Annotated in this window: 19 protein-coding genes and 1 pseudogene; 14 read left to right on the top strand and 6 right to left on the bottom strand. The window is 53.2% G+C overall.

The window, feature by feature from the left end; genetic code table 11:
* Positions 1 to 19: 19 nt before the first annotated feature.
* Positions 20 to 190: a hypothetical protein gene (locus HUE57_RS19695; RefSeq protein WP_174672776.1), complete on the bottom strand. Its 171-nt coding sequence runs from the start codon at positions 188 to 190 to the stop codon at positions 20 to 22.
* A gap of 733 nt (positions 191 to 923) precedes the next feature.
* Positions 924 to 1313, bottom strand: a pseudogene (locus HUE57_RS19690) (TonB-dependent receptor plug domain-containing protein); the annotation flags it as partial.
* Between the two features lie 189 nt (positions 1314 to 1502).
* On the opposite strand from HUE57_RS19690, the gene cysM reads away from it, so the two are divergent.
* From cysM to HUE57_RS12565, 3 genes are read left to right on the top strand one after another with little or no spacing between them, the layout of a single operon-like run.
* Positions 1503 to 2405, top strand: a complete 903-nt coding sequence (gene cysM / locus HUE57_RS12575) for a cysteine synthase CysM (protein ID WP_078482311.1) — start codon at positions 1503 to 1505, stop codon at positions 2403 to 2405.
* A 4-nt stretch (positions 2406 to 2409) separates the two neighbouring features.
* Positions 2410 to 4464: an AsmA family protein gene (locus tag HUE57_RS12570; RefSeq protein ID WP_078482312.1), complete on the top strand. Its 2055-nt coding sequence runs from the start codon at positions 2410 to 2412 to the stop codon at positions 4462 to 4464.
* 34 nt (positions 4465 to 4498) lie between these two features.
* Positions 4499 to 5113, top strand: coding sequence for a YdbL family probable chaperone protein (locus tag HUE57_RS12565; protein WP_078482313.1), 615 nt, complete (start codon positions 4499 to 4501; stop codon positions 5111 to 5113).
* A gap of 47 nt (positions 5114 to 5160) precedes the next feature.
* Here HUE57_RS12565 and HUE57_RS12560 read toward each other — a convergent pair whose 3' ends face one another.
* Both HUE57_RS12560 and HUE57_RS12555 read right to left on the bottom strand, forming a co-directional pair.
* Positions 5161 to 6348 (bottom strand): sensor domain-containing diguanylate cyclase, encoded by a 1188-nt coding sequence (locus HUE57_RS12560; protein ID WP_078482314.1) that lies wholly within the window; start codon positions 6346 to 6348, stop codon positions 5161 to 5163.
* Positions 6349 to 6360: 12 nt separating this feature from the next.
* A complete protein-coding gene (locus HUE57_RS12555; RefSeq protein ID WP_172840061.1) occupies positions 6361 to 7212 on the bottom strand; it encodes an HDOD domain-containing protein in 852 nt (283 codons plus the stop codon).
* Positions 7213 to 7469: 257 nt separating this feature from the next.
* On the opposite strand from HUE57_RS12555, the gene rlmD reads away from it, so the two are divergent.
* The gene (gene rlmD, locus HUE57_RS12550) at positions 7470 to 8798 is read left to right on the top strand and encodes a 23S rRNA (uracil(1939)-C(5))-methyltransferase RlmD (RefSeq protein WP_078482316.1); all 1329 of its coding nucleotides are present in this window, start codon (positions 7470 to 7472) and stop codon (positions 8796 to 8798) included.
* Positions 8799 to 8824: 26 nt separating this feature from the next.
* Here rlmD and HUE57_RS12545 read toward each other — a convergent pair whose 3' ends face one another.
* Both HUE57_RS12545 and HUE57_RS12540 read right to left on the bottom strand, forming a co-directional pair.
* Positions 8825 to 10102 (bottom strand): PQQ-dependent sugar dehydrogenase, encoded by a 1278-nt coding sequence (locus tag HUE57_RS12545; protein ID WP_236725601.1) that lies wholly within the window; start codon positions 10100 to 10102, stop codon positions 8825 to 8827.
* A gap of 5 nt (positions 10103 to 10107) precedes the next feature.
* Complete coding sequence (locus HUE57_RS12540; RefSeq protein WP_078482352.1) at positions 10108 to 11112, bottom strand: zinc-dependent alcohol dehydrogenase family protein; 1005 nt, start codon at positions 11110 to 11112, stop codon at positions 10108 to 10110.
* Between the two features lie 122 nt (positions 11113 to 11234).
* On the opposite strand from HUE57_RS12540, the gene HUE57_RS12535 reads away from it, so the two are divergent.
* The 10 genes from HUE57_RS12535 to HUE57_RS12490 all read left to right on the top strand — a co-directional run bounded on the left by HUE57_RS12535 (position 11235) and on the right by HUE57_RS12490 (position 19578).
* Positions 11235 to 11702, top strand: coding sequence for a CYTH domain-containing protein (locus HUE57_RS12535; RefSeq protein ID WP_078482317.1), 468 nt, complete (start codon positions 11235 to 11237; stop codon positions 11700 to 11702).
* Between the two features lie 5 nt (positions 11703 to 11707).
* Complete coding sequence (locus HUE57_RS12530; protein ID WP_078482353.1) at positions 11708 to 13207, top strand: ABC transporter substrate-binding protein; 1500 nt, start codon at positions 11708 to 11710, stop codon at positions 13205 to 13207.
* A 1-nt stretch (position 13208) separates the two neighbouring features.
* Complete coding sequence (locus HUE57_RS12525; protein WP_078482318.1) at positions 13209 to 13715, top strand: L,D-transpeptidase; 507 nt, start codon at positions 13209 to 13211, stop codon at positions 13713 to 13715.
* Entirely contained in the window at positions 13708 to 14637 is a 930-nt protein-coding gene (nikB, locus tag HUE57_RS12520) for a nickel ABC transporter permease (protein WP_078482319.1), read from the top strand. Before HUE57_RS12525 ends, nikB begins: the two co-directional genes overlap by 8 nt.
* A complete protein-coding gene (locus HUE57_RS12515; protein ID WP_078482320.1) occupies positions 14634 to 15437 on the top strand; it encodes an ABC transporter permease in 804 nt (267 codons plus the stop codon). The genes nikB and HUE57_RS12515 overlap by 4 nt, the downstream gene beginning before the upstream one ends.
* A 62-nt stretch (positions 15438 to 15499) precedes the next feature.
* Entirely contained in the window at positions 15500 to 16552 is a 1053-nt protein-coding gene (nagZ, locus tag HUE57_RS12510; protein ID WP_078482321.1) for a beta-N-acetylhexosaminidase, read from the top strand.
* A 113-nt stretch (positions 16553 to 16665) separates the two neighbouring features.
* Positions 16666 to 17760 carry a mechanosensitive ion channel family protein gene (locus HUE57_RS12505; RefSeq protein WP_172840065.1) on the top strand — a complete coding sequence of 365 codons (1095 nt, stop codon included), beginning with the start codon at positions 16666 to 16668 and terminating at the stop codon, positions 17758 to 17760.
* Positions 17761 to 17762: 2 nt separating this feature from the next.
* Positions 17763 to 18164, top strand: coding sequence for a GIY-YIG nuclease family protein (locus HUE57_RS12500; protein WP_236725602.1), 402 nt, complete (start codon positions 17763 to 17765; stop codon positions 18162 to 18164).
* 88 nt (positions 18165 to 18252) lie between these two features.
* Positions 18253 to 18801: a hypoxanthine-guanine phosphoribosyltransferase gene (locus HUE57_RS12495; RefSeq protein ID WP_078482324.1), complete on the top strand. Its 549-nt coding sequence runs from the start codon at positions 18253 to 18255 to the stop codon at positions 18799 to 18801.
* 27 nt (positions 18802 to 18828) lie between these two features.
* Positions 18829 to 19578, top strand: coding sequence for an S-methyl-5'-thioinosine phosphorylase (locus tag HUE57_RS12490; protein ID WP_078482325.1), 750 nt, complete (start codon positions 18829 to 18831; stop codon positions 19576 to 19578).
* Positions 19579 to 19595: the final 17 nt, after the last annotated feature.

Below are 19595 nucleotides of genomic sequence, written 5' to 3'. Positions count from 1 at the left end.
GAGAGCGAAGTGAGGGCGGTTAGTCCCGATAGTCGACGCCGTCTGCATATTCGTAGTTGAGAGCGCGAGCGGACGACGAAGAAGATGCAGCAGCGGCTTTATGTCGGCGTAGAGTCACTGAGGGAGTTGTGTAGAGCCGCGAAGAGGTGATTACGCAACGTACGCAGGACGGTCGGGGCGCCGAAGGCATAAACGGTCGCGTTAAGTTTTGCTGTTTGCTTGGGCTTGGATGCCCAAAACAAACTTTCGCAAAAATAGCGACTCCCCGGATTGGCGTATGCCCTTAACAGGGTGTTTTCCAATGTCGCGTCAGTTCCCAGATATCCCACTGAGTTCACACTATCTTCACGAGCCCCCAGCCCCCAAAGGGCCTTTACGCTGTTACCAAGAGTGAAATTGTGCTGGAACTCTGCAGCATAACGTCTGCCGGAGTAGTCAAAGTCGATATTGGAGAAGACGTCCATACCGCTAACGTTGGCGATGGCTCTGTAGTTATCGTCCAGCTCGTAGTACTGGTGAGAGAGCTGTAGGCTAAACTGATTGTTCGCGTCGTTGCTATGCTCCCAGCGCATAAGCTGAAAGTTATAGTCACCATTTTGCATGTGAGGCGGATTCAGGCTGCTATCGACATGTCCATCTTTCTTGTAACTCTGGTTCAAACCCGCCTCGAGAAACAGCGAGTCATTCGCAGTAACCTGATAGTCGAATCGCCCCGTTAATATTCCCTGCTCCTGGCCATCATGACGCTCAATAAAACCCTCTTCCGTAAGGGCGCTGAAGCCGATGCGGTAGTCGATATCACCCAGTGAATTACCGTGGCGTATGTCGATCTTTCGATGTTCGTTATAACCCCCCGTCAGCTTGAAACTAGTTCCTAAATCCTCAACGGAGTGTTTGGTAATGATATTGATCACGCCCAGATAGGCATTGGCACCGTAGGTGGCAGCATTGGGTCCACGCACAACCTCAATACGCTTAATATCCTCAATAGTAATCGGTAGATTGGACCATGGAACACCGCCCGTTGTCGGAAGATAGACGGAGCGACCATTTATCAACACCTGCATCCGTTTTGAGACATGTTCGCTAAGACCATGAGAGGTGACGCCCATATTCGTCGTGTTGCTATACATCACCTGAAAGCCTGGAACGAGTCTGAACAGCTCGGGGATTGTTCTTGCACCTGAGGCAATGATCATCTCTTCGTCGATGACCGACATACTGATTGGAACTTCATTGAGTGGTTGCGAAATACGTGTCGCGGAGAGGACTAAAGGAATCTCACCTTGATAGGCCTCATCTTCATCCCACATATGATCATCGGCAAGAGAGTGAGAGACCAGCGCTAGAGAGAGCAGGGGAGCGAGTAAGGACAGGTGTGGTGTGTGCATGTATCCGTTCCGCATTTATTGTATACAATGCCTTCATCGTCACGCGATTTGTCGACTCACGTGGCAGACATTTTGTTCAAAAAATTTTACTTGATGAGGCTCTGTAACACAATGAAAAACCAAGAATTCAAGACCATTGAATCGTTTATTGGTGGTACGCCGTTGGTGCGATTACAGAGATTAGCTCAAGAGAATGGCAACACCGTACTGGTGAAGCTAGAAGGTAATAACCCTGCCGGTTCCGTTAAAGATCGCCCTGCTATGAGCATGATTCGTCATGCTGAATCACGTGGCGAGATCAAGCCGGGAGATACCTTGATTGAAGCCACCAGCGGCAACACAGGCATTGCCCTTGCCATGGCTGCAGCTATTAAAGGTTATCGCATGGTGCTGATCATGCCTGAGCACATGAGCGTTGAACGTCGCTCAATCATGCTCGCCTATGGCGCTGAGATTGTTTTGGTCAGTAAAGATGAAGGCATGGAAGGTGCTCGCGACCTGGCCAAACAGATGGAGTCTGAAGGTAAGGGCCGTGTGCTTGATCAGTTTTCTAATGAAGATAATCCACTGGCTCACTATGAGTCGACTGGGCCTGAAATCTGGAGCGATACCAATGGCACCATTACCCATTTCGTCAGCTCGATGGGTACAACAGGTACGATTATGGGCACCTCCAGATACCTTAAAGAGCGTAATCCTGCTATTGAGATCGTCGGTGTGCAGCCAACTGAAGGTTCGAGTATTCCAGGCATACGCCGCTGGCCGGAGGCCTATCTGCCAGCCATCTATCATGGCGATGAGGTCGACCGCACCATCGATATCAGTCAACAACAGGCTGAGGATATGACCCGCCGGCTTGCGACTACCGAAGGGATTTTTGCCGGAATATCCTCTGGTGGTGCCGTTGCGGCAGCCCTTCAGCTTGCAACTGAGCTGGAGAATGCCGTGATTGTGGTAATTATCTGTGATCGAGGAGATCGTTATCTCTCTACGGGTATTTTCCCAGAACAATAGCCACGTGAAGCTCTGGCTAACGCTATTCTCACTGCTGCTGTTATGCATCGGCTCATCATCGCTCTATGCCGTTGAGCAGATCGGATTCGAACTTTCCGAGATTGGTGATAACACCGTTCAGATCGATAATCTCGAGATATTTGTCAATCTTGGCAGTCGAGAGGCAGGAAGTCTCGAACTGACAATCGATAAAATTGAGCTTGCTGCACCTGAACTATCCATCACCTCACTGACGCTTCGATGTGATCATGCCGTATACAGCGCAGATCTGATTGAGTGTGTAAAAGGTACTGCGAAGGCCAAATCTGAATATCTCCAGGCGCGTGAATTCCAACTTTCATTCAGTTATCACCCGGACACCTCTACTTTTAATTTTGAAGCTGAGCAGCTTCCCCTCTTCGACGGGAAAGGACGCATCAAAGGTCTTTACAAAGATTCCGTGCTCGAGATAGAAAGTCGGCTCTCAGATCTGTCACTTGAGCAACTCAGTTTGCTGATCCCAGAGTCTCATCGAGAGGGATTAACGCTCTCTGGCAAAGGTGATATCGACGTTACCCTTACAGTCGCTCAAGGCGATATCGATGCCAGTGGCACGATTGCACTCAAGCAGATTGATCTGGCCAATGGTGATGACACGTTCGTAACGGAACAGCTCAGCACTGAGAATCAATTCCGAGTGAAGAAGAACGGCTACCAGTGGAGTATCAGCCACGAACTCACACTTAGCGATGGTGCACTCTATTTAGAACCACTCTACCTGGAGTTTGATTCCACGCCGCTACGAGCCAATATGGTTGCCATCTATGATCAACAGAAGGCGCTGCTCAACGTCACTATGCTGACTATTGAAGATGATCGTAGTAATCGCGTTCATGCAAAAACAGTCGTTAATCTCGATAACGATTTAAATGAATTGTCGATTGCTGTTGATGCAGAGCTTGGTGATCTTGCCGCCGTCTATCAGCACTACCTTCAACCAGCCCTTATTGGAACCTCGCTCGATGCTCTGGAGATGGCTGGCAAACTCAATGGGCAAGCCATTATAGAGCAGGGTACCGTCACTCAGCTCAATCTCAAGCCAACGGCCATACATCTTGACGACACAAAAGGGCGCTTTGGGCTGTTTAATCTCAACGGCACTATCGATTGGAGCGATGATCTGCAACCACACCACTCATCACTGAGCTGGGACGGAGGGCACCTCTACAACCTGAGCTTTGCCAGCAGCGAACTCGATCTAACAAGCAAGGGGGAGCAGGTGGAGTTGCTGCACCCAGTCACGCTACCGCTTCTGGATGGTGCATTAACCGTTGAGTCTTTTCTGCTTAACGGCATCAGCGATGTGAATCGCAGTTGGCAATTCAGCGGCTATCTTGAACCGGTCTCGATGGAGGCGATCAGTCATGCACTGGGTTGGCCACAGATGTCGGGAAAGCTCTCCGGCATGATTCCTGAGGTGACCTATAGCGATCATCGGGTGACTATGGATGGCATGTTATTGGCGCGCGCCTTCGATGGAGATGTAGTCATCAGCAATCTATCACTCACCGATCCTCTGGGCGTTACACCGGAACTTAATGCAGATATTAAGATCACAAACTTAGACCTGGAGCCACTTACCCGTACCTTCTCATTCGGCAAGATTGAGGGACGCCTCAATGGTGAGATCAACAAATTGAGTATGGTGTCATGGATGCCAAACTCATTTGAGGCGAGACTCTATACACCGAGAGAGGATGAGTCCCGGCACAGAATTAGCCAGCGTGCGGTCGATAACATCTCAAATCTTGGCGGAGTTGGAGTCGCGGGTTCACTATCGAGAAGCTTTCTGCGCTTCTTTGATGAGTTCTCCTACGATCGCATCGGTATTAGCTGTAAATTGCGTAATGGCATCTGTGAAATGGATGGTGTCGAGGCGGCTGAAAACGGCTACTATCTGGTCAAAGGCGGTGGATTACCACGCATCGATGTAGTCGGTTTTATTCGCCGTGTCGACTGGGATGAACTGATTGATCGGTTAAAATCTAGCACCCTCGGCGAGAGCCCGGTCATCGAGTAGCAAATACAGATATAGAGAATAAGGAGTGAGAAAGATGAGTAGAAAAAGCAGTTTCACCCTGATGAGTCTTCCGTTATTTCTAATGGCCTGTGTGACCATCAACATCTACTTCCCTGCCGCTGCTGCTGAAAAGGCCGCTGATCGGATTATTGAGGATGTTTGGGGCAAGGAGGGTGAGCAGCCTGCACCCGAGGCAAAACCTGAAGAGAGCAGTGCCGTTCAGCCACAGAGCGGCCAATCACACAACGTTGCGATCGCCGTACTCGACTTCTTTATTCCTGCCGCCCAGGCCGCAGATGCAGACATCTCTATTTCGACACCTGCGATCGACCGCCTGAGAGGCTCAATGCGCAAACGTCACGGTAAACTCAAAGGTTCCTATAAGAGCGGAGCTATTGGTCTTACACGCGATGCGCTAATCAAGATACGTGATCGCAAGGCTGTCCCGCTCAAACAGCGCAACTCACTCAAACAGCTGGTTGCAGATGAAAATCGTGATCGGAATGGACTCTATCGTGCTATCGCTGATGCCAATGGTCATCCAGAGTGGGAACGTGAGATTCGTGCCACCTTCGCGAAACGCTGGGTAGGAAAGGCTAGAGGTGGTTGGTGGTATCAGGATCGCTCAGGTGGCTGGGTACAGAAATAGAATAGGAGAAATGCTCTCTAGAGTACCTCGCCTCTGCGACACAGGCTCTAGAGGGCACAGTTAATTTCTGCGAAGGCATTGGCCTGGTTCCTGCCATGCTCCTTACCAAAGTAGAGCGCCTGATCCGACTCTTTGATCATCTGCTCCAGAGTCTGCTCGTTGCGTGTCTCTGATTCATCACGAACAGAGATTCCAATGGTAGCCGATACTTTGATCTGCTGACTATCGACATCGACTTTTCTACCGCCTAATGAACCAAGGATTCTCGAGGCCATCTGCTTGGCGCCCGCCAGACCGGTATCGGGGAGTGCGATAATAAACTCCTCACCACCGAAACGTGCCAGCAGGTCACTTTCACGAATGATCTCTTTGAATATAGAAGCAGCAACCTCAAGCACCGTATCACCGGCAGCGTGACCAAAACGGTCATTGATCGATTTAAACAGATCCAGGTCGATGGCCAACACCGAAAAGGACTCGTTACGACGAATGGCGTGCGCCATGGCCGCCTTGGCGGCGGGGAAGAAATGGCGTCGATTGTAGAGGCCAGTCAACTCATCAACGCTGCTCAGTTCTTCAAAGCGCCGCTTCAGGTTCTGCGCCTCTATCAGTGCAAGTTCTAGTTGATGCGTTCTTCTATCGATCTCCGCTTCCATGAAACGGGTACGACGCAGGTTGGCGAGGATCTGTCCCAGGAAGTTTGAGAAGAGCAGCAACATCTGCTCACTATCCTCTGCGGTCTGTGGCTTTGGATAGTAGGCGATCAGCACTCCCAGTAGATCACTACCCGAGACGATCGGTACGGAGAGTGTGAAACCACCGGCCTGGGTTGTTAATGATGTTTCATTGAGATCGAAAATCTGGCTCGGTGAGCAGTGCTCACTCCGTTGCGGCTGGCGAGTGTCGGCAACCTGGCTCAACATCCCATGTCCGGTGCTTAATACTTTTCCACGAAGTGTGGCAAAAGGGTTTTTGAGTTGTTGCTCACCACCTCTTAGATTGCACAGATCGGTACCGGCAGCGTAAAGCAGGCCTTCGTTACAGGTGAGAAAGATGGTGCAGTGCTGCATATCCTGATACTCCATCAGAATATCGAGGCTCTTCTGGAGGAGCGCTGCTTCGCGAGTGGTCTCTATGTCGATATCTGAGAGCGCACGTAGTGCTGAGAGCGCATCAAGCAGACGCGTATAGTTCTGATTAATCTCCTGATACGACTCTTTTATGTGTTCAATCATCTGGACGAGACCTCACTCGATCGCGAGAATTCGCGACATGCTGGCGATATCTTCATTCTGTTCGGTGATTCGTTCAATCACCTGTTCAAATGCGGCACTATCAATGCCGAGAGAGCCAAGCTCATCAGTCTCGACCTGTAACTCATCGCCAGCGATCATCGTGTTGGCGATACGCGATGCCAGACCGATCATTTTGACTTTCCGCGCCAGCTCGCCTTGATAATCTTTGTCATGATGATTCTCGATCACGACGCTGACATCGAGTGGCAGATGCCACTTCCTGGCAATAACAGCACCTGCGCAGTGGTGGTCAATTCCAAGCTCGCGCTCTTCAATCTCTATTAGGTGGGATGACTCATCTTCATGGTCAGCCCTTATTGCACTACCCATCTCAGATGGGAAACAGCTTGTCAGCACCAGCATGCCGATGTTGTGTAGCAGACCACAAAGATATGAGCTGTCGGGTTCTATCGACTCATCTTTAAGCAGGGGAGCAAGCGAGCGTCCGACAGCCGCGCTAAGCAGTGCCACATGCCAGTAGCGTTGCAGGTCAAAACCACCACACTTGCTGACATCAAAGGGGGAGCTGAGCAGAATGCCGATAGCGAGACTACTCACCGTCTTCAGACCGAGAACCCTGACGATTGCATCCTGAACGGTATAAATAGGTTTTGGCTGTCCGAAATAGGCCGCGTTGGAGAGACCGATAATACGAGCCATGACGCCGGGGTCTTGCTCAATGGTTTTCGACAGTCGACGGATATCGACGTCTTTATCGGTGGCCTGCTCAAGTATCTGCTGAGCAATAACTGGCAGCGGAGGAAGATGGGGGATGTCACAGAGGGTACGCAGTGTGTCGCTCATTTGCACCTGTGCCAGCATTTCGTCTTTTTCTACCATTTCAGTGGGTTATGAAATCCCTGTAAATAGCCCAATTAACTTCTGTAATCCTTAATTCAGCTTCGCATTATGCCATATCTGACGGATACATAAGAGACCACACCTGATGATAGATCATGAAAGTGTGATCAATTCCCATTTTATCACCTCTGTGCTTGATCCAAATCAGGCTGTAGAATTGCGCCTCCCTGATCCTCACAACAAAATTGAGTCGTAGAGTCATGTCGAGAAGACGCCGCAGAAAGATCCCCCAAGAGCCTGTCGAGGCCACAATTGAGTCGATGTCACACGATGGTAAAGGTGTCGCCCATCTTGATGGGAAAGCACTTTTTATTGGGGGAGCACTGCCTGATGAGCGGGTCATGTTCAAATATAGTCGGCTCAATCGCCGATTCGATGAGGGTAATACGGTCGAGGTGCTTGAGGCCTCTCCAGACCGGGTTGAGCCAAAGTGTCTGCATGCCGCCATCTGCGGTGGCTGCACACTGCAGCACATGGATAGCGATGCCCAGATCAGTGCCAAGCAGCAGGTGCTGCTTGATAACTTTGAACACCTGGGTAAGGTGGCCGCCGAGACCATTTTACCGCCCATCACGGGGCCTGTTTGGGGCTATCGGCGCAAGGCTCGTCTCGGCGTCAAGGATGTGGTCAAAAAGGGGAAGGTACTGGTTGGTTTCCGTGAGAAGGGAAGCCCCTATCTGGCTGAACTTGAACAGTGCGAGGTACTACACCCCTCAGTAGGCCTGCGTCTTCGCGAGCTGGCCACCTTGATTGAGGGGATGGATACCCACAACCGTATCGCCCAGATCGAAGTGGCGGTCAGTGACAGCGATACAGCACTGGTATTTCGCAATCTCGACCCTCTCAGTGAAGGTGACCATAAAAAACTACTCGACTACGCTCAGGCGCAGCAACTGCAGGCCTACCTGCAGCCGGGCGGTCCCGATACCGTTACACCTCTCTGGCCCGAGGCTCCCAGCCTTAGCTACCGACTCGACGCCTACGACGTTGAGATCACCTTTGAGCCGGGTGACTTTACCCAGGTCAACCATGAGATAAACCACCAGATGATCGATCGGGCCATTGAGATGTTGGAGTTGGAACCGGGGGAGCGAGTGCTCGATCTCTTCTGTGGATTGGGTAACTTCACCTTACCGATCACACGTCGAGCAGCCGCCGTCGTCGGGGTTGAAGGTGATGCCACCCTGGTCGAGCGTGCAAAGGCTAATGCAGAACGAAACGGCATCGAGAACGCAGAGTTCCACGTGGCCGACCTTGCCGATGAGCATATTGACCCGCCGTGGTTACAGGGGGGCTTTGACAAGATTCTGCTCGACCCGGCTCGTGCCGGTGCTCTGGAGGTGCTACCGACACTGGCCAAGCTCGGCACAAAGCGCATCGTCTATGTCTCGTGTAATCCGGCAACGCTGGCACGTGATGCGGGAGAGCTGGTCCACACACACGGCTTTCGACTCGTCTCTGCAGGGGTGATGGATATGTTCCCCCACACCGGCCACGTCGAATCGATTGCGCTCTTTACTCGGGATTAGCACGACAGGCGTCCAAACCTTCCGCTCTATTTGCCGTTGTAGCTGATCCGATAGATCACACCCGACAGATCGTCAGAGACCAGCAATGCACCATCCTTTGCCACGGCGACGTCAACCAGGCGTCCCCACGGCATCTCTCCCTTTTTGCCTGCCCAGCCGGAGGCGAATATCTCCTCGTTGCGTTTGCGACCATCCTTAACCGTTGCCATCCAGATCTTGAAACCACGCTTTTGCTGCTGATCCCAGGAGCCATTCTCGACCAGATAGAGTCGCTCTTGATAGGCGCTCGGAAAACCCTTGCCGGTATAAAAAAGCATACCCAGAGGCGAGACATGAGCCCCGAGTTCAACCACCGGTGAGCGATAGTTGCCGCAGTGGTGATTCACACCATATTCAGGATCACGCATCCCCTTGCCAAAACAGTAGGGGAAGCCGAAATGGAGGCCCGCAAGTGGTGCGTAGTTGAGTTCGTCCTGAGGTTGCTCGCCCTCTACCCAATTCCTTGCCGTATCGGTAAACCAGAACCCACCGGTCTCCGGGTGCCAGTCGAAACCACCACTATTTCTCACCCCGGTAACGAAGGGTTTGATGCGTTTCTTCTCCAGATCAAGCCGAACAATCTGGCCGAACCCACTGCGGCTGCAGATGTTGCAGGGGGCGCCAATTGAGATATAGAGCTGCCCATCGGGGCCAAAGCGTATATAGCGCCATCCCTGGTAGCGTTCGGTAGGCAGACGGCTATAGACCGTTTCGGGCTTGAGCTGTTTTTCAAGATTCTCTTCGATCTTGTTATAGCGAAGAATGCGCCGATTTTCGGCAACATAGAGCGCTCCCTTATGAAAGGTGACGCCGTTGGGCATGAAGTGACGTCCACCGACCTCGATCACCTTATCAACCTTACCGTCGCCATCCTTGTCGGGCAGGGCGTAGACTTTACCCAGGGTGCGTGTGCCAACAAACAGCGTTCCCTGGTCTCCAACCGTAAGGGTCCGAGCGTTTGGAACCTGATCGCTGTAGATCTCAATCTCAAAGCCGGAAGGAAGCGTAATCTGCTCCAGAGGGAGTTCGCGTTTATATTCAACAATGGGTGATGTATCACTACCCCCACGTTTTTTTCTCTCGGCATCAGCCGCAGCCTTTGCCTTAGGATCGATGACTATCGGGGCAGGCAGAGATATTGGCTCGAAGAGTTTGGGTGCTGAATATAGCGCTGGGGATAGAAACAACATGGAGAAAGTGAGCAGCAGTGTCGTAATGCTTGCCGCACGTGTCCCTCCCATCATCTGTCGTTTTTTACTATCCATCTCATTCACTCACTATCAATCGCTAACACCAGCTTACCGCTAGTCGAACCCTGCTCTATGCGCTGATGCGCCTCGGCGGCACGCGCTAGCGGTAATACATCGGCAACCTTGATGCCCAGCTTGCCCTGATCGAAAAGTGCCGCGCACTGGCTCAGGATATTGCCCTGATGTTGGCGCGCCTCGATCATGTTGTAGTAGAGCGGCGTCAACATTAACTCCAGCGAGATACGCAGGTTGCGCATTCTCGCAATCTTCCAGTCCAGGTCAGGCGCCGGTTGCAGCAGCGTTACCAGATCGCCGCCGTAACGCAGCGCCGCGAATGAGTCGCTGAAGGTCTGCCCGCCTACAGTATCGAAGATGCAATCGACCCCGCGCCCCCGACTCCAGCTCAGTGCCACCTTGGCGAAATCGGTCTCACTGTATAGAGTCACCTGATCGGCCCCGAGTTCACTGCAGAATGCCGCTTTCTCCTGATCGCTGACCGTGGTTAACACCTCGGCCCCCGCAATCTTCGCCAGCTGAATCGCTACATGTCCCACACCCCCGGCACCGGCGTGAATCAGCACCTTATCCCCCGCCTTGATACCGACCCGATCGTGTAGTGCCTCCCAGGCGGTGATCAGAACCAACGGCGCGGCGGCCGCCTCGACAAAGGTGAGAGCGGCAGGCTTGTGCGCCACATAGCGCTCATCGACCACGGCGTACTCAGCGTAGTTCCCACACGGTCCGCCAATACCGCCGTTACAGAAGTAGACCTCATCTCCCACTGCAAAGCGCTCTACAGCCGCACCCACCGACTCCACAATACCCGCGCCATCACAGCCGAGGATGGTAGGGGTGAGTTCAGGGTGATAGGTGCCAGCACGGCGAAGTTTGGTGTCAATCGGATTGACGCCAGCCGCCTTGAGACGGACCTTTATCTCTCGTTTCTGTTCAATCTGGGGGGCGTCAATCTCACTCAGCTGCAGCACATCAGGTGCACCCGTGCTCTCCATCACTACGGCTTTCATGCTCGATTCCTTATTGGGTATACCCCTCTTATCGGCAGAGGGCAGATTTTTTTCAGTAAGCATACACAACAGCCTATGGCTGTCATACCATGTCGCTTTGCGCAGCGAGTGATGGATAAAAGATGGCCAAAGAGATCGAAAGAAAGTTTCTGCTCAGAGATGAGAGCTGGCTGGGTGAAGTGGTTCGAGAGATTCCTTACCGACAGGGCTATCTGGCCAATACTGAAGAGGTCTCAGTTCGCATCAGAATCTCAGGCGAGAGCGCCAAGCTCAACATTAAAAGTGCCACGCTTGGCATCGAACGGCATGAGTATGAGTACGCGATACCGGTCGAGGAGGGACAGGAGATGCTCGACAATCTCTGCAAGGGTCCCATTATCGAAAAGGTGCGTCATATCGTTAAACGGGGTGGACACACCTGGGAGATCGACCGCTTTAGCGGCGAGAACGAGGGGCTGGTGGTTGCCGAGATCGAATTGGCTTCGACCGATGAGGCCTTTGAGCGTCCGGTGTGGCTGGGTGATGAGGTCTCCAGCGATACTCGCTACTACAACAGCTGCCTGGTTAATCACCCCTATAAGGATTGGTGATCTCCTTGTCCTACTTCCGTGGAGTCGTCGTTCGCTCTGCACTCCTACTGCTCTTGGTACTGCTTAGCGGCTGTAGCGAGCGTGAGACGCAGCTTGAAGTGCGTTTTGGTATCTCGAGTGCTCCACTCAATCTCGATCCCCGTTTTGCCACTGATGCCACCTCAGAGCGTATCAATCGACTGCTCTACCAACCTCTGGTTGAGTTCGATGAGGCTGCACGCCCAGTCCCAGCGATGGCCCGCTGGGAACGGCTAACACCGAACCACTACCGTTTTTACCTCAAAGTAGATCGCGCCCCCTTCATCAATGGACGACGACCCACTGCAGATGATGTGCTGACAACCTATGCAAATGTGCTTAATCCGGCGACCGCCTCTCCACATAGAACCACCCTTGAGCGAATCGTACAGCTTCGGCTCATCGATGCCGAGACGATCGACTTTCATATAAAAATCGCCGACCCACTCTTTCCCGCCTATCTCACGCTCGGCATCCTACCCGCCGAACTGATCAAACAAGATCATGACTTCAGCCACTCTCCACAGGGTAGCGGTCCTTTTAAATTCGCGGACTGGCCAGAGGAGGGTAACCTCGCCCTGATGCGCCGCCGCGATCACCAGCTGTTCCGGTTCCTGCGGGTTGCTGATCCGACGGTACGTCTGTTGAAGTTGATGCATGGTGAGATCGATATGGTGCAGAACGATCTACCCCCAGAGTTGATCGGTTATCTGAAACAGCAACCCGAGATTGCAGTCACACAGCGAAATGGCATCAACTTCAGCTACCTCGGTCTAAACCTCAGTGATAAAGCGACTGCAAAGCTCAAGGTCCGTCGTGCCATCGCCCATGCCATCGATCGGCAGACGATCATTCGCACCCTGTTTAACGATGGTGCGGTCACGGCCAATGCGATGTTGCCAACTCAACACTGGAGCGGATATCGGGGCAACTCTCCCTATCGCTACGACCCGGCGGCCGCACGCGCGCTGTTAACTGAGGCGGGTTATGGTGAGAACAATCGCTTGAAGCTGGTCTACAAGAGTTCAAGTGACCCACTGCGTCTACGCCTGGCCACCGTTTTACAGCATCAGTTACAGGCGGTCGGTATCGATCTGGAGATCCGCAGCTACGACTGGAGCACACTGTTTGGCGATATTAAGGCGGGACGTTTCCAGCTCTACTCACTTGCCTGGGTCGGTATTCGTACCCCCGATATCTTTCGTTACGCCTTCCACAGTGAATCACTGCCGCCGAGTGGTGCCAATCGCGGCCGTTTTATCGACCACACAGCTGACCATCTCATCGAGTCCGCCGAGACGAGTGAGACGTTGCAAGGGCAGGCACAGCACTACCGCTCACTACAGCAATATCTACTCGAACAGCTACCCTATATTCCGCTCTGGTATGAACATCAGACGGTGGCAAGCCGACGATTCATAAAAGGGTATCGGCTCGCTGCCGATGGCAACTATGATGGACTGACTGAAGTGGTGTTGGAGAGATAGTGTGACGAAACAGGCGGTCAACATTGTGGTCGATATTGCTTCGCAACGTCTGTTGCTGCGTCGCGGTGATCAGGTGGTGGGCGAGTTCCCTATCTCTACGGCAAAAAATGGAGCAGGGCAGCAACAGGGGAGCGAGTGCACACCGCTTGGCCGACATCAGATCCGTGCCATGATCGGTGCTCAAGCACCGCTTAACTCGGTCTTTGTCGCGCGTCGTGCCACGGGGGAGATCTACTCCTCGGTACTGGCCGCTGAACACCCTGGGCGCGACTGGATTCTCACCCGCATTCTCTGGCTTAGCGGGCTTGAGCCAGGACTCAATCGGTTTGGCAGCGTCGATACAATGCAGCGCTATATCTATATCCATGGCACCCCTGAGAGTGAACCGATGGGAGAGCCGCTCTCACACGGTTGTGTGCGTATGCGCAATCACGATCTGATTGAACTGTTCGATCAAATAGAAGTGGGTACGGAAGTAGTGATCGTGGAGCAGCTGGAGCGTGATTAATCTGCTGCTGAGCCGACTTGGTGCTTCGCTGCTGGTGATCCTGGGTGTGGTCACGCTCACATTCCTGCTGCTGCATCTGGTTCCGGGTGATCCGGTAGAGATGATGTTGGGGGAGAGTGCCCAGGCGGCCGATAGAGAGGCGTTGCGTGGTCAGCTCGGACTCGATCGCCCCCTGCATCGACAGTATTTAGATTTTCTCACAGGCGTTGCTACGCTCGACCCTGGTCAGTCTATCCATACGCGCCAACCGATTGGTGAGATGGTCTGGTCTCGGCTACCGGCCACCCTGGAGCTCACTGCTGCAGCCCTGCTGATTGCTATCGCCATGGCTCTGCCTCTCGGTGTTGTGGCTGCCGTTCATCGAGGTTCGCTTTGGGAACGTCTGGCGATGGGCTTCTCCCTGTTGGGTATCTCTATACCCAACTTCTGGATGGGACCACTGTTGATCCTGCTCTTCTCACTGGGACTCGGCTGGTTCCCGGTTAGCGGGCGTGAGGATTGGACCTCTCTGGTGCTGCCAGCATTGACGCTCGGTACTGCGCTGGCCGCGATCCTCTCACGAATGGTACGCAGCACGCTGCTCGATCTTCTTGGCGAGGGTTTTATTCGCACCGCACGCGCCAAGGGGCTCTCGGAGTATCGGGTGATCTACTACCACGGTCTGCGTAACGCGCTGCTACCACTGATTACTCTACTCGGGCTGCAACTCGGTGCACTGTTGGGCGGGGCGGTCATTACCGAGACGATCTTCTCCTGGCCCGGCATCGGGCTGCTGATCATCGAGTCGATACAGCGTCGTGACTACCCGGTGGTGCAGGTCTGTGTGATTCTGGTCAGCTGTAGCTATGTGCTGATCAATCTCATCACCGAAATGCTCTACGCCTGGGCCGATCCACGCATTCGCAGAGGAGGAGGGGTGTGAAGCGCCTTGGTTGGCCTATCTGGTTACTGTTGCTCTGGGTCGTAGTTGCACTGCTGCAGCCGCTGCTGCCGATTGAACCCAATCAGATTGGTCTTGAGCGTATCCTGCACGGACCGGATGGAGTCGCTCTGCTCGGTTATGACGACCTGGGTCGTGATCTCCTGCATCGCCTGATCGCGGGTAGCAGCACCTCATTGATGGTCGCCTTCTGGGCGGTTGTCGTCTCGGCTCTCATCGGTACGGCTCTCGGTACAATCAGTGGCTACATTGGCGGCGCCTGGGATCTTGTTACCGTGCGCCTTATCGATATCTTTCTCGCCTTCCCCGGTATTCTGCAGGCGATCGCACTCGCTGGTTTGCTCGGTCCCGGCATTGATAATGTAATCATTGCTCTGGCAGCGGTTGGTTGGGTCGGTTATGCTCGACTCGCCAGAGCGCAGGTGTTGAGCCTTAAACATCGCGAACATGTCGAGGCGGCGATTGCTCTGGGTACAACCACACCCCGTATACTCACTCGACACCTGTTGCCACTGATTCTCACCCCTCTGATGATCGAGGCGACCTTCGGTATCGCCTCGGCGATCATCGCTGAGGCGGGTCTCTCCTTTCTGGGTCTCGGTGTACAACCCCCTGAGGCCTCCTGGGGCAGTATGATCCGTGAAGGGGTACGCTACATGCTGGTTGCGCCACATATGGTGATCGTTCCGGGCATGGCATTGATGATGGTGGTGTTTGCCGTCAATCTCGCTGGTGACAGGCTACGAGATATAATGGCGACGCACGCGGATAGTGATCGTTAAAAATTACGTAATAACACGCCTAACAACAGCAACAATTTACCACCTGTGATGAGGTTCTATCGATGACACTCGGGCCGTTAATGGTCGATCTTGAAGGAACGACAATGGAGAGCGAAGAGCGACAAATGCTCTGCAATCCACTGGTCGGTGGAGTCATCCTCTTCAGCCGTAACTATGAATCGCCCGAGCAGATAGCGGCGCTATGTAGTGAGATACACGAACTGCGTACACCACATCTCCTGATTGGTGTCGATCATGAGGGTGGACCCGTACAGCGTTTCAGAGAGGGTTTCACCCGGCTACCCTCCGTAAGCCGACTAGGTGATATATACGATATCAACCACAAGAAGGGGCTCACTCTGGCTGAGACCAGCGGGTGGCTGATGGCCAGTGAACTACGTGCAGTAGGTATCGACTTCAGCTTCGCCCCGGTTCTCGATCTGGGGCGCGGTATCAGCTCCGTGATGAAGGGGCGAACATTCCATAAAGATCCAGAGGTAGTTGCCCAACTCGCCCACGCCTATCTAGCGGGTATGCAGCGGGCGGGCATGGCCGCTACCGGCAAGCACTTTCCCGGTCACGGCAGCATTGAGGCCGACTCTCACGTCGCAATGCCGGTTGATGAGCGACGTTACGAGGATATCTTCGCCGAGGATGTGCTCCCCTTTGAGCGCATGATTCACTACGGACTGGCCGCAATCATGCCAGCCCATGTGATCTACAGTCAGGTCGATAGCCAGCCAGCCGGTTTCTCTGCATTCTGGCTGCAAGAGGTATTGCGTAAACGTCTCGAGTTCAGTGGCGTGATTTTCAGCGACGATCTCAGTATGGCAGCCGCTGAGTCTGCGGGTAGTTACAGTGATCGCGCTCGGGCGGCACTCCAGGCGGGTTGCGACGTAGCGCTGGTCTGCAATAATCGAGCGGCGGCGGAAGAGGTTCTGAGCGGGTTGGGAGAAGGGTTTATCGATGATCCCGTCTCACAGCTGCGCAGGGTGCGCATGCACGGCAGGCATCCTGTGACGCGTGCCGAGCTACACCAAAATCCCAAATGGGTCAGGGCGGTACATAGCGTTACCGATTACGATGAGTCGCCTGAGATTGATCTTCCTATTTAAACAATAAGTTATTCGTTTTAGTTAAAGTAATTTAAAATTATTATCTACAAGGATTTCTGCGCAAAATGACCTTTATTGAGTGGTTTGAAGGGGTGGCCAAGAGCCTCTATGAGATGGGCGCATGGTCTTGGATCATCCAGGTCTTCCTGGTGGTCTTTGCCGTACTACTGGCCAACATGGTGGTGCGCCGTATGCTCGACCGCCTGCATAAAAAACTCGAGCGCACCAAGACCCCTTGGGATGATGCACTGATCGATGCGGCACGCCGGCCGGTTCCCGTCGCTATCTGGGTCATCGGTATTACCTTCGCCATCGATATCGCTCGTGGTGTCTCAGATCTGGCGATCTTCGATATGGCTGGCCCCGCACGTGATGTGGGTGTAATCGCCTCAATTGCCTGGTTCATGATTCGTTTTATCAAGAATGCCGAGGGTAATCTGATCGCGCAGAGTCGGAACAAACCGGAAGATGAGCGTCTCGACCCGACTACCGCCGATGCAATTGCCAAGCTGTTGCGTGCATCGGTGATCATCACCACGATACTGGTAGCACTTCAGACCCTCGGTTTCAGTATCTCGGGTGTACTCGCCTTTGGTGGCATCGGTGGCATCGCAATCGGTTTTGCCGCCAAGGATCTGCTCGCTAACTTCTTCGGTGGCCTGATGATCTATCTCGATCGCCCTTTCCGGATCGGCGACTGGGTTCGATCACCTGATCGCAACATCGAGGGAACGGTGGAGAATATCGGCTGGCGTCTGACCCGTATTCGAACCTTCGACAAACGTCCGCTCTATATCCCCAACTCGATCTTCGCCAGTATCGTGGTCGAGAATCCCTCGCGTATGAGTCATCGCCGAATCTACGAGACGTTTGGTATCCGTTACGACGATATTGAAAAGATGAGTGAGATCACGAGTGATGTCCGTCAGATGTTGCTCGATCATCAGGAGATCGACAGTTCACAGACGATGATTGTGCAGGTCAACGAATTCTCCGCCTCATCGGTCGACTTCTTTGTCTACACCTTCACCCACACCACCAACTGGGTACGCTTCCACGAGATCAAACATGAGATTCTGCTCAAAATAAGTGACATCATTGCGGGTCACGGTGCGGAGATGGCCTTCCCGACCTCGACGATGCATATACCCGATGGCGTAAAACTCGAGGGCACACTACCAGTCAGTCCGATCAACGAAGCGGGCTAGTGGTGGCAGAGGATTCCGGCGCCTATCGTCTAACTCTGCAACTTGATCAAGCAGCGACCATTACCGTCGGACGCCTTGGTAGCTTCGCCTTCAAGGCAGGCCAATACGCCTATATCGGTAGCGCTAAACGCGCTTTGAGTAAGCGGGTGGCTCGTCATCAGCGTCTGGCAGCAAAAAAAAGCGGCAAGCTTCACTGGCACATCGACTATCTGATGAGCCATCCCGATTGTCATATGATCAAGCAGGAGCTGTTTGAGGCTGGTAAGGAGTGTGAGATCTCCGCCGCCATGGCTCGACGTCGAGGCGTCACCATTCCGGTTGAGGGATTTGGAGCCACCGACTGCAGGGCGGGATGCAAAACACATCTCTACAAACTACCTGAGCGAAAAATGGCAACAGAGTGACGGTAATTATTAATAGGAAACCTAGCCAGCCTATAGATGCGTCCCTATAATCTCTCGCCTATAACTCCTACCAGCAGAAACCAGCGATATGTCGATCACAGCAGAACAGGCCCAACAAACCCTTGATGAGGCCGAATGTCTCTATACTGAGGCCGAGGTCGGTGCTGCACTCGACAGAATGGCTGCACAGATCAGCGATGATCTGGCCGATCAAAACCCACTGGTTCTGGTGGTCATGAACGGCGCTATGATCCCCGCGTCACATCTGCTTTCTCGCCTCAACTTTCCCCTACAACACGACTACCTGCACGCCACCCGCTACTGCGGTGAAACACGTGGTGGAGAGCTTACCTGGAAAGCCCATCCGACCATTTCACTCAAAGAGCGAGTGGTGCTGGTGTTTGACGATATCTACGATGAGGGAATCACACTTGCGGCGATTATTAAGAAGTGTAGAGAGGAGGGTGCTAGCCGAGTCTTCAGCGCGGTGCTGGTAGATAAGAAACATGATCGAAAAACGCCCATACCTATTGACTACACAGGACTGGAAGTGGGCGACCGTTTCGTCTTCGGTTGTGGCATGGACTATAAAGAGTATCTGCGTAATGTTCCTGGAATCTATGCGCTGAAAAGCTAGTACATTCTCGAATAATCAGGAAACAAAATGGAAAAACTGGCAATTATCGGTGGCACCGGGCTTACCTCTATCAATACCCTGGAGATCACCCAACGTGAGGTAATGCACACGCCCTACGGTGAACCCTCAGGACCTCTGACACACGGCAAAATGTGCGGTCGTGAGGTGGTGTTTCTTGCTCGTCACGGTACCGGTCACACTATTCCTCCGCACATGGTCAACTACCGTGCAAATCTCTGGGCACTGAAAGAGTTAGGGGTGGAGAAGATTCTCGCGGTAGCTGCCGTCGGTGGTATTCGTGAAGATATGCCACCCGGTAAGATTGTCATCCCCGATCAGATCATCGACTACACCTATGGCCGCGACCATACGCTGTTTGAATCCGATCTAACTCACGTGACACACATCGACTTCACCGAACCCTACTGCAACGAAATGCGAGGCCTGATCATTGAGGCATGCCAATCATCAGGCATCGACTTCACCGATAACGGCACCTATGGAGCGACCCAGGGACCACGACTCGAGACTGCTGCTGAGATCGACAAGATGGAAAGGGACGGCTGCCACCTGGTGGGTATGACCGGAATGCCTGAGGCCTCAATAGCCCGGGAGTTTGAACTCTGTTATGCCACCTGTGCGGTGGTGGCTAACTGGGCTGCAGGGCGTAGCGAAGGACCGATCACCATGGAGGAGATCGATCGTCATCTGAGTTCAGGTATGGAACGGGTCGCTGCCATACTGCATCATCTGACGCCTTACTGCTATCCCACCTAGCAGCTAGAGCAATAACG

Source organism: Candidatus Reidiella endopervernicosa (assembly GCF_013343005.1).
GTDB lineage: Bacteria > Pseudomonadota > Gammaproteobacteria.
This window is presented reverse-complemented; position numbering and strand designations above follow the sequence as displayed.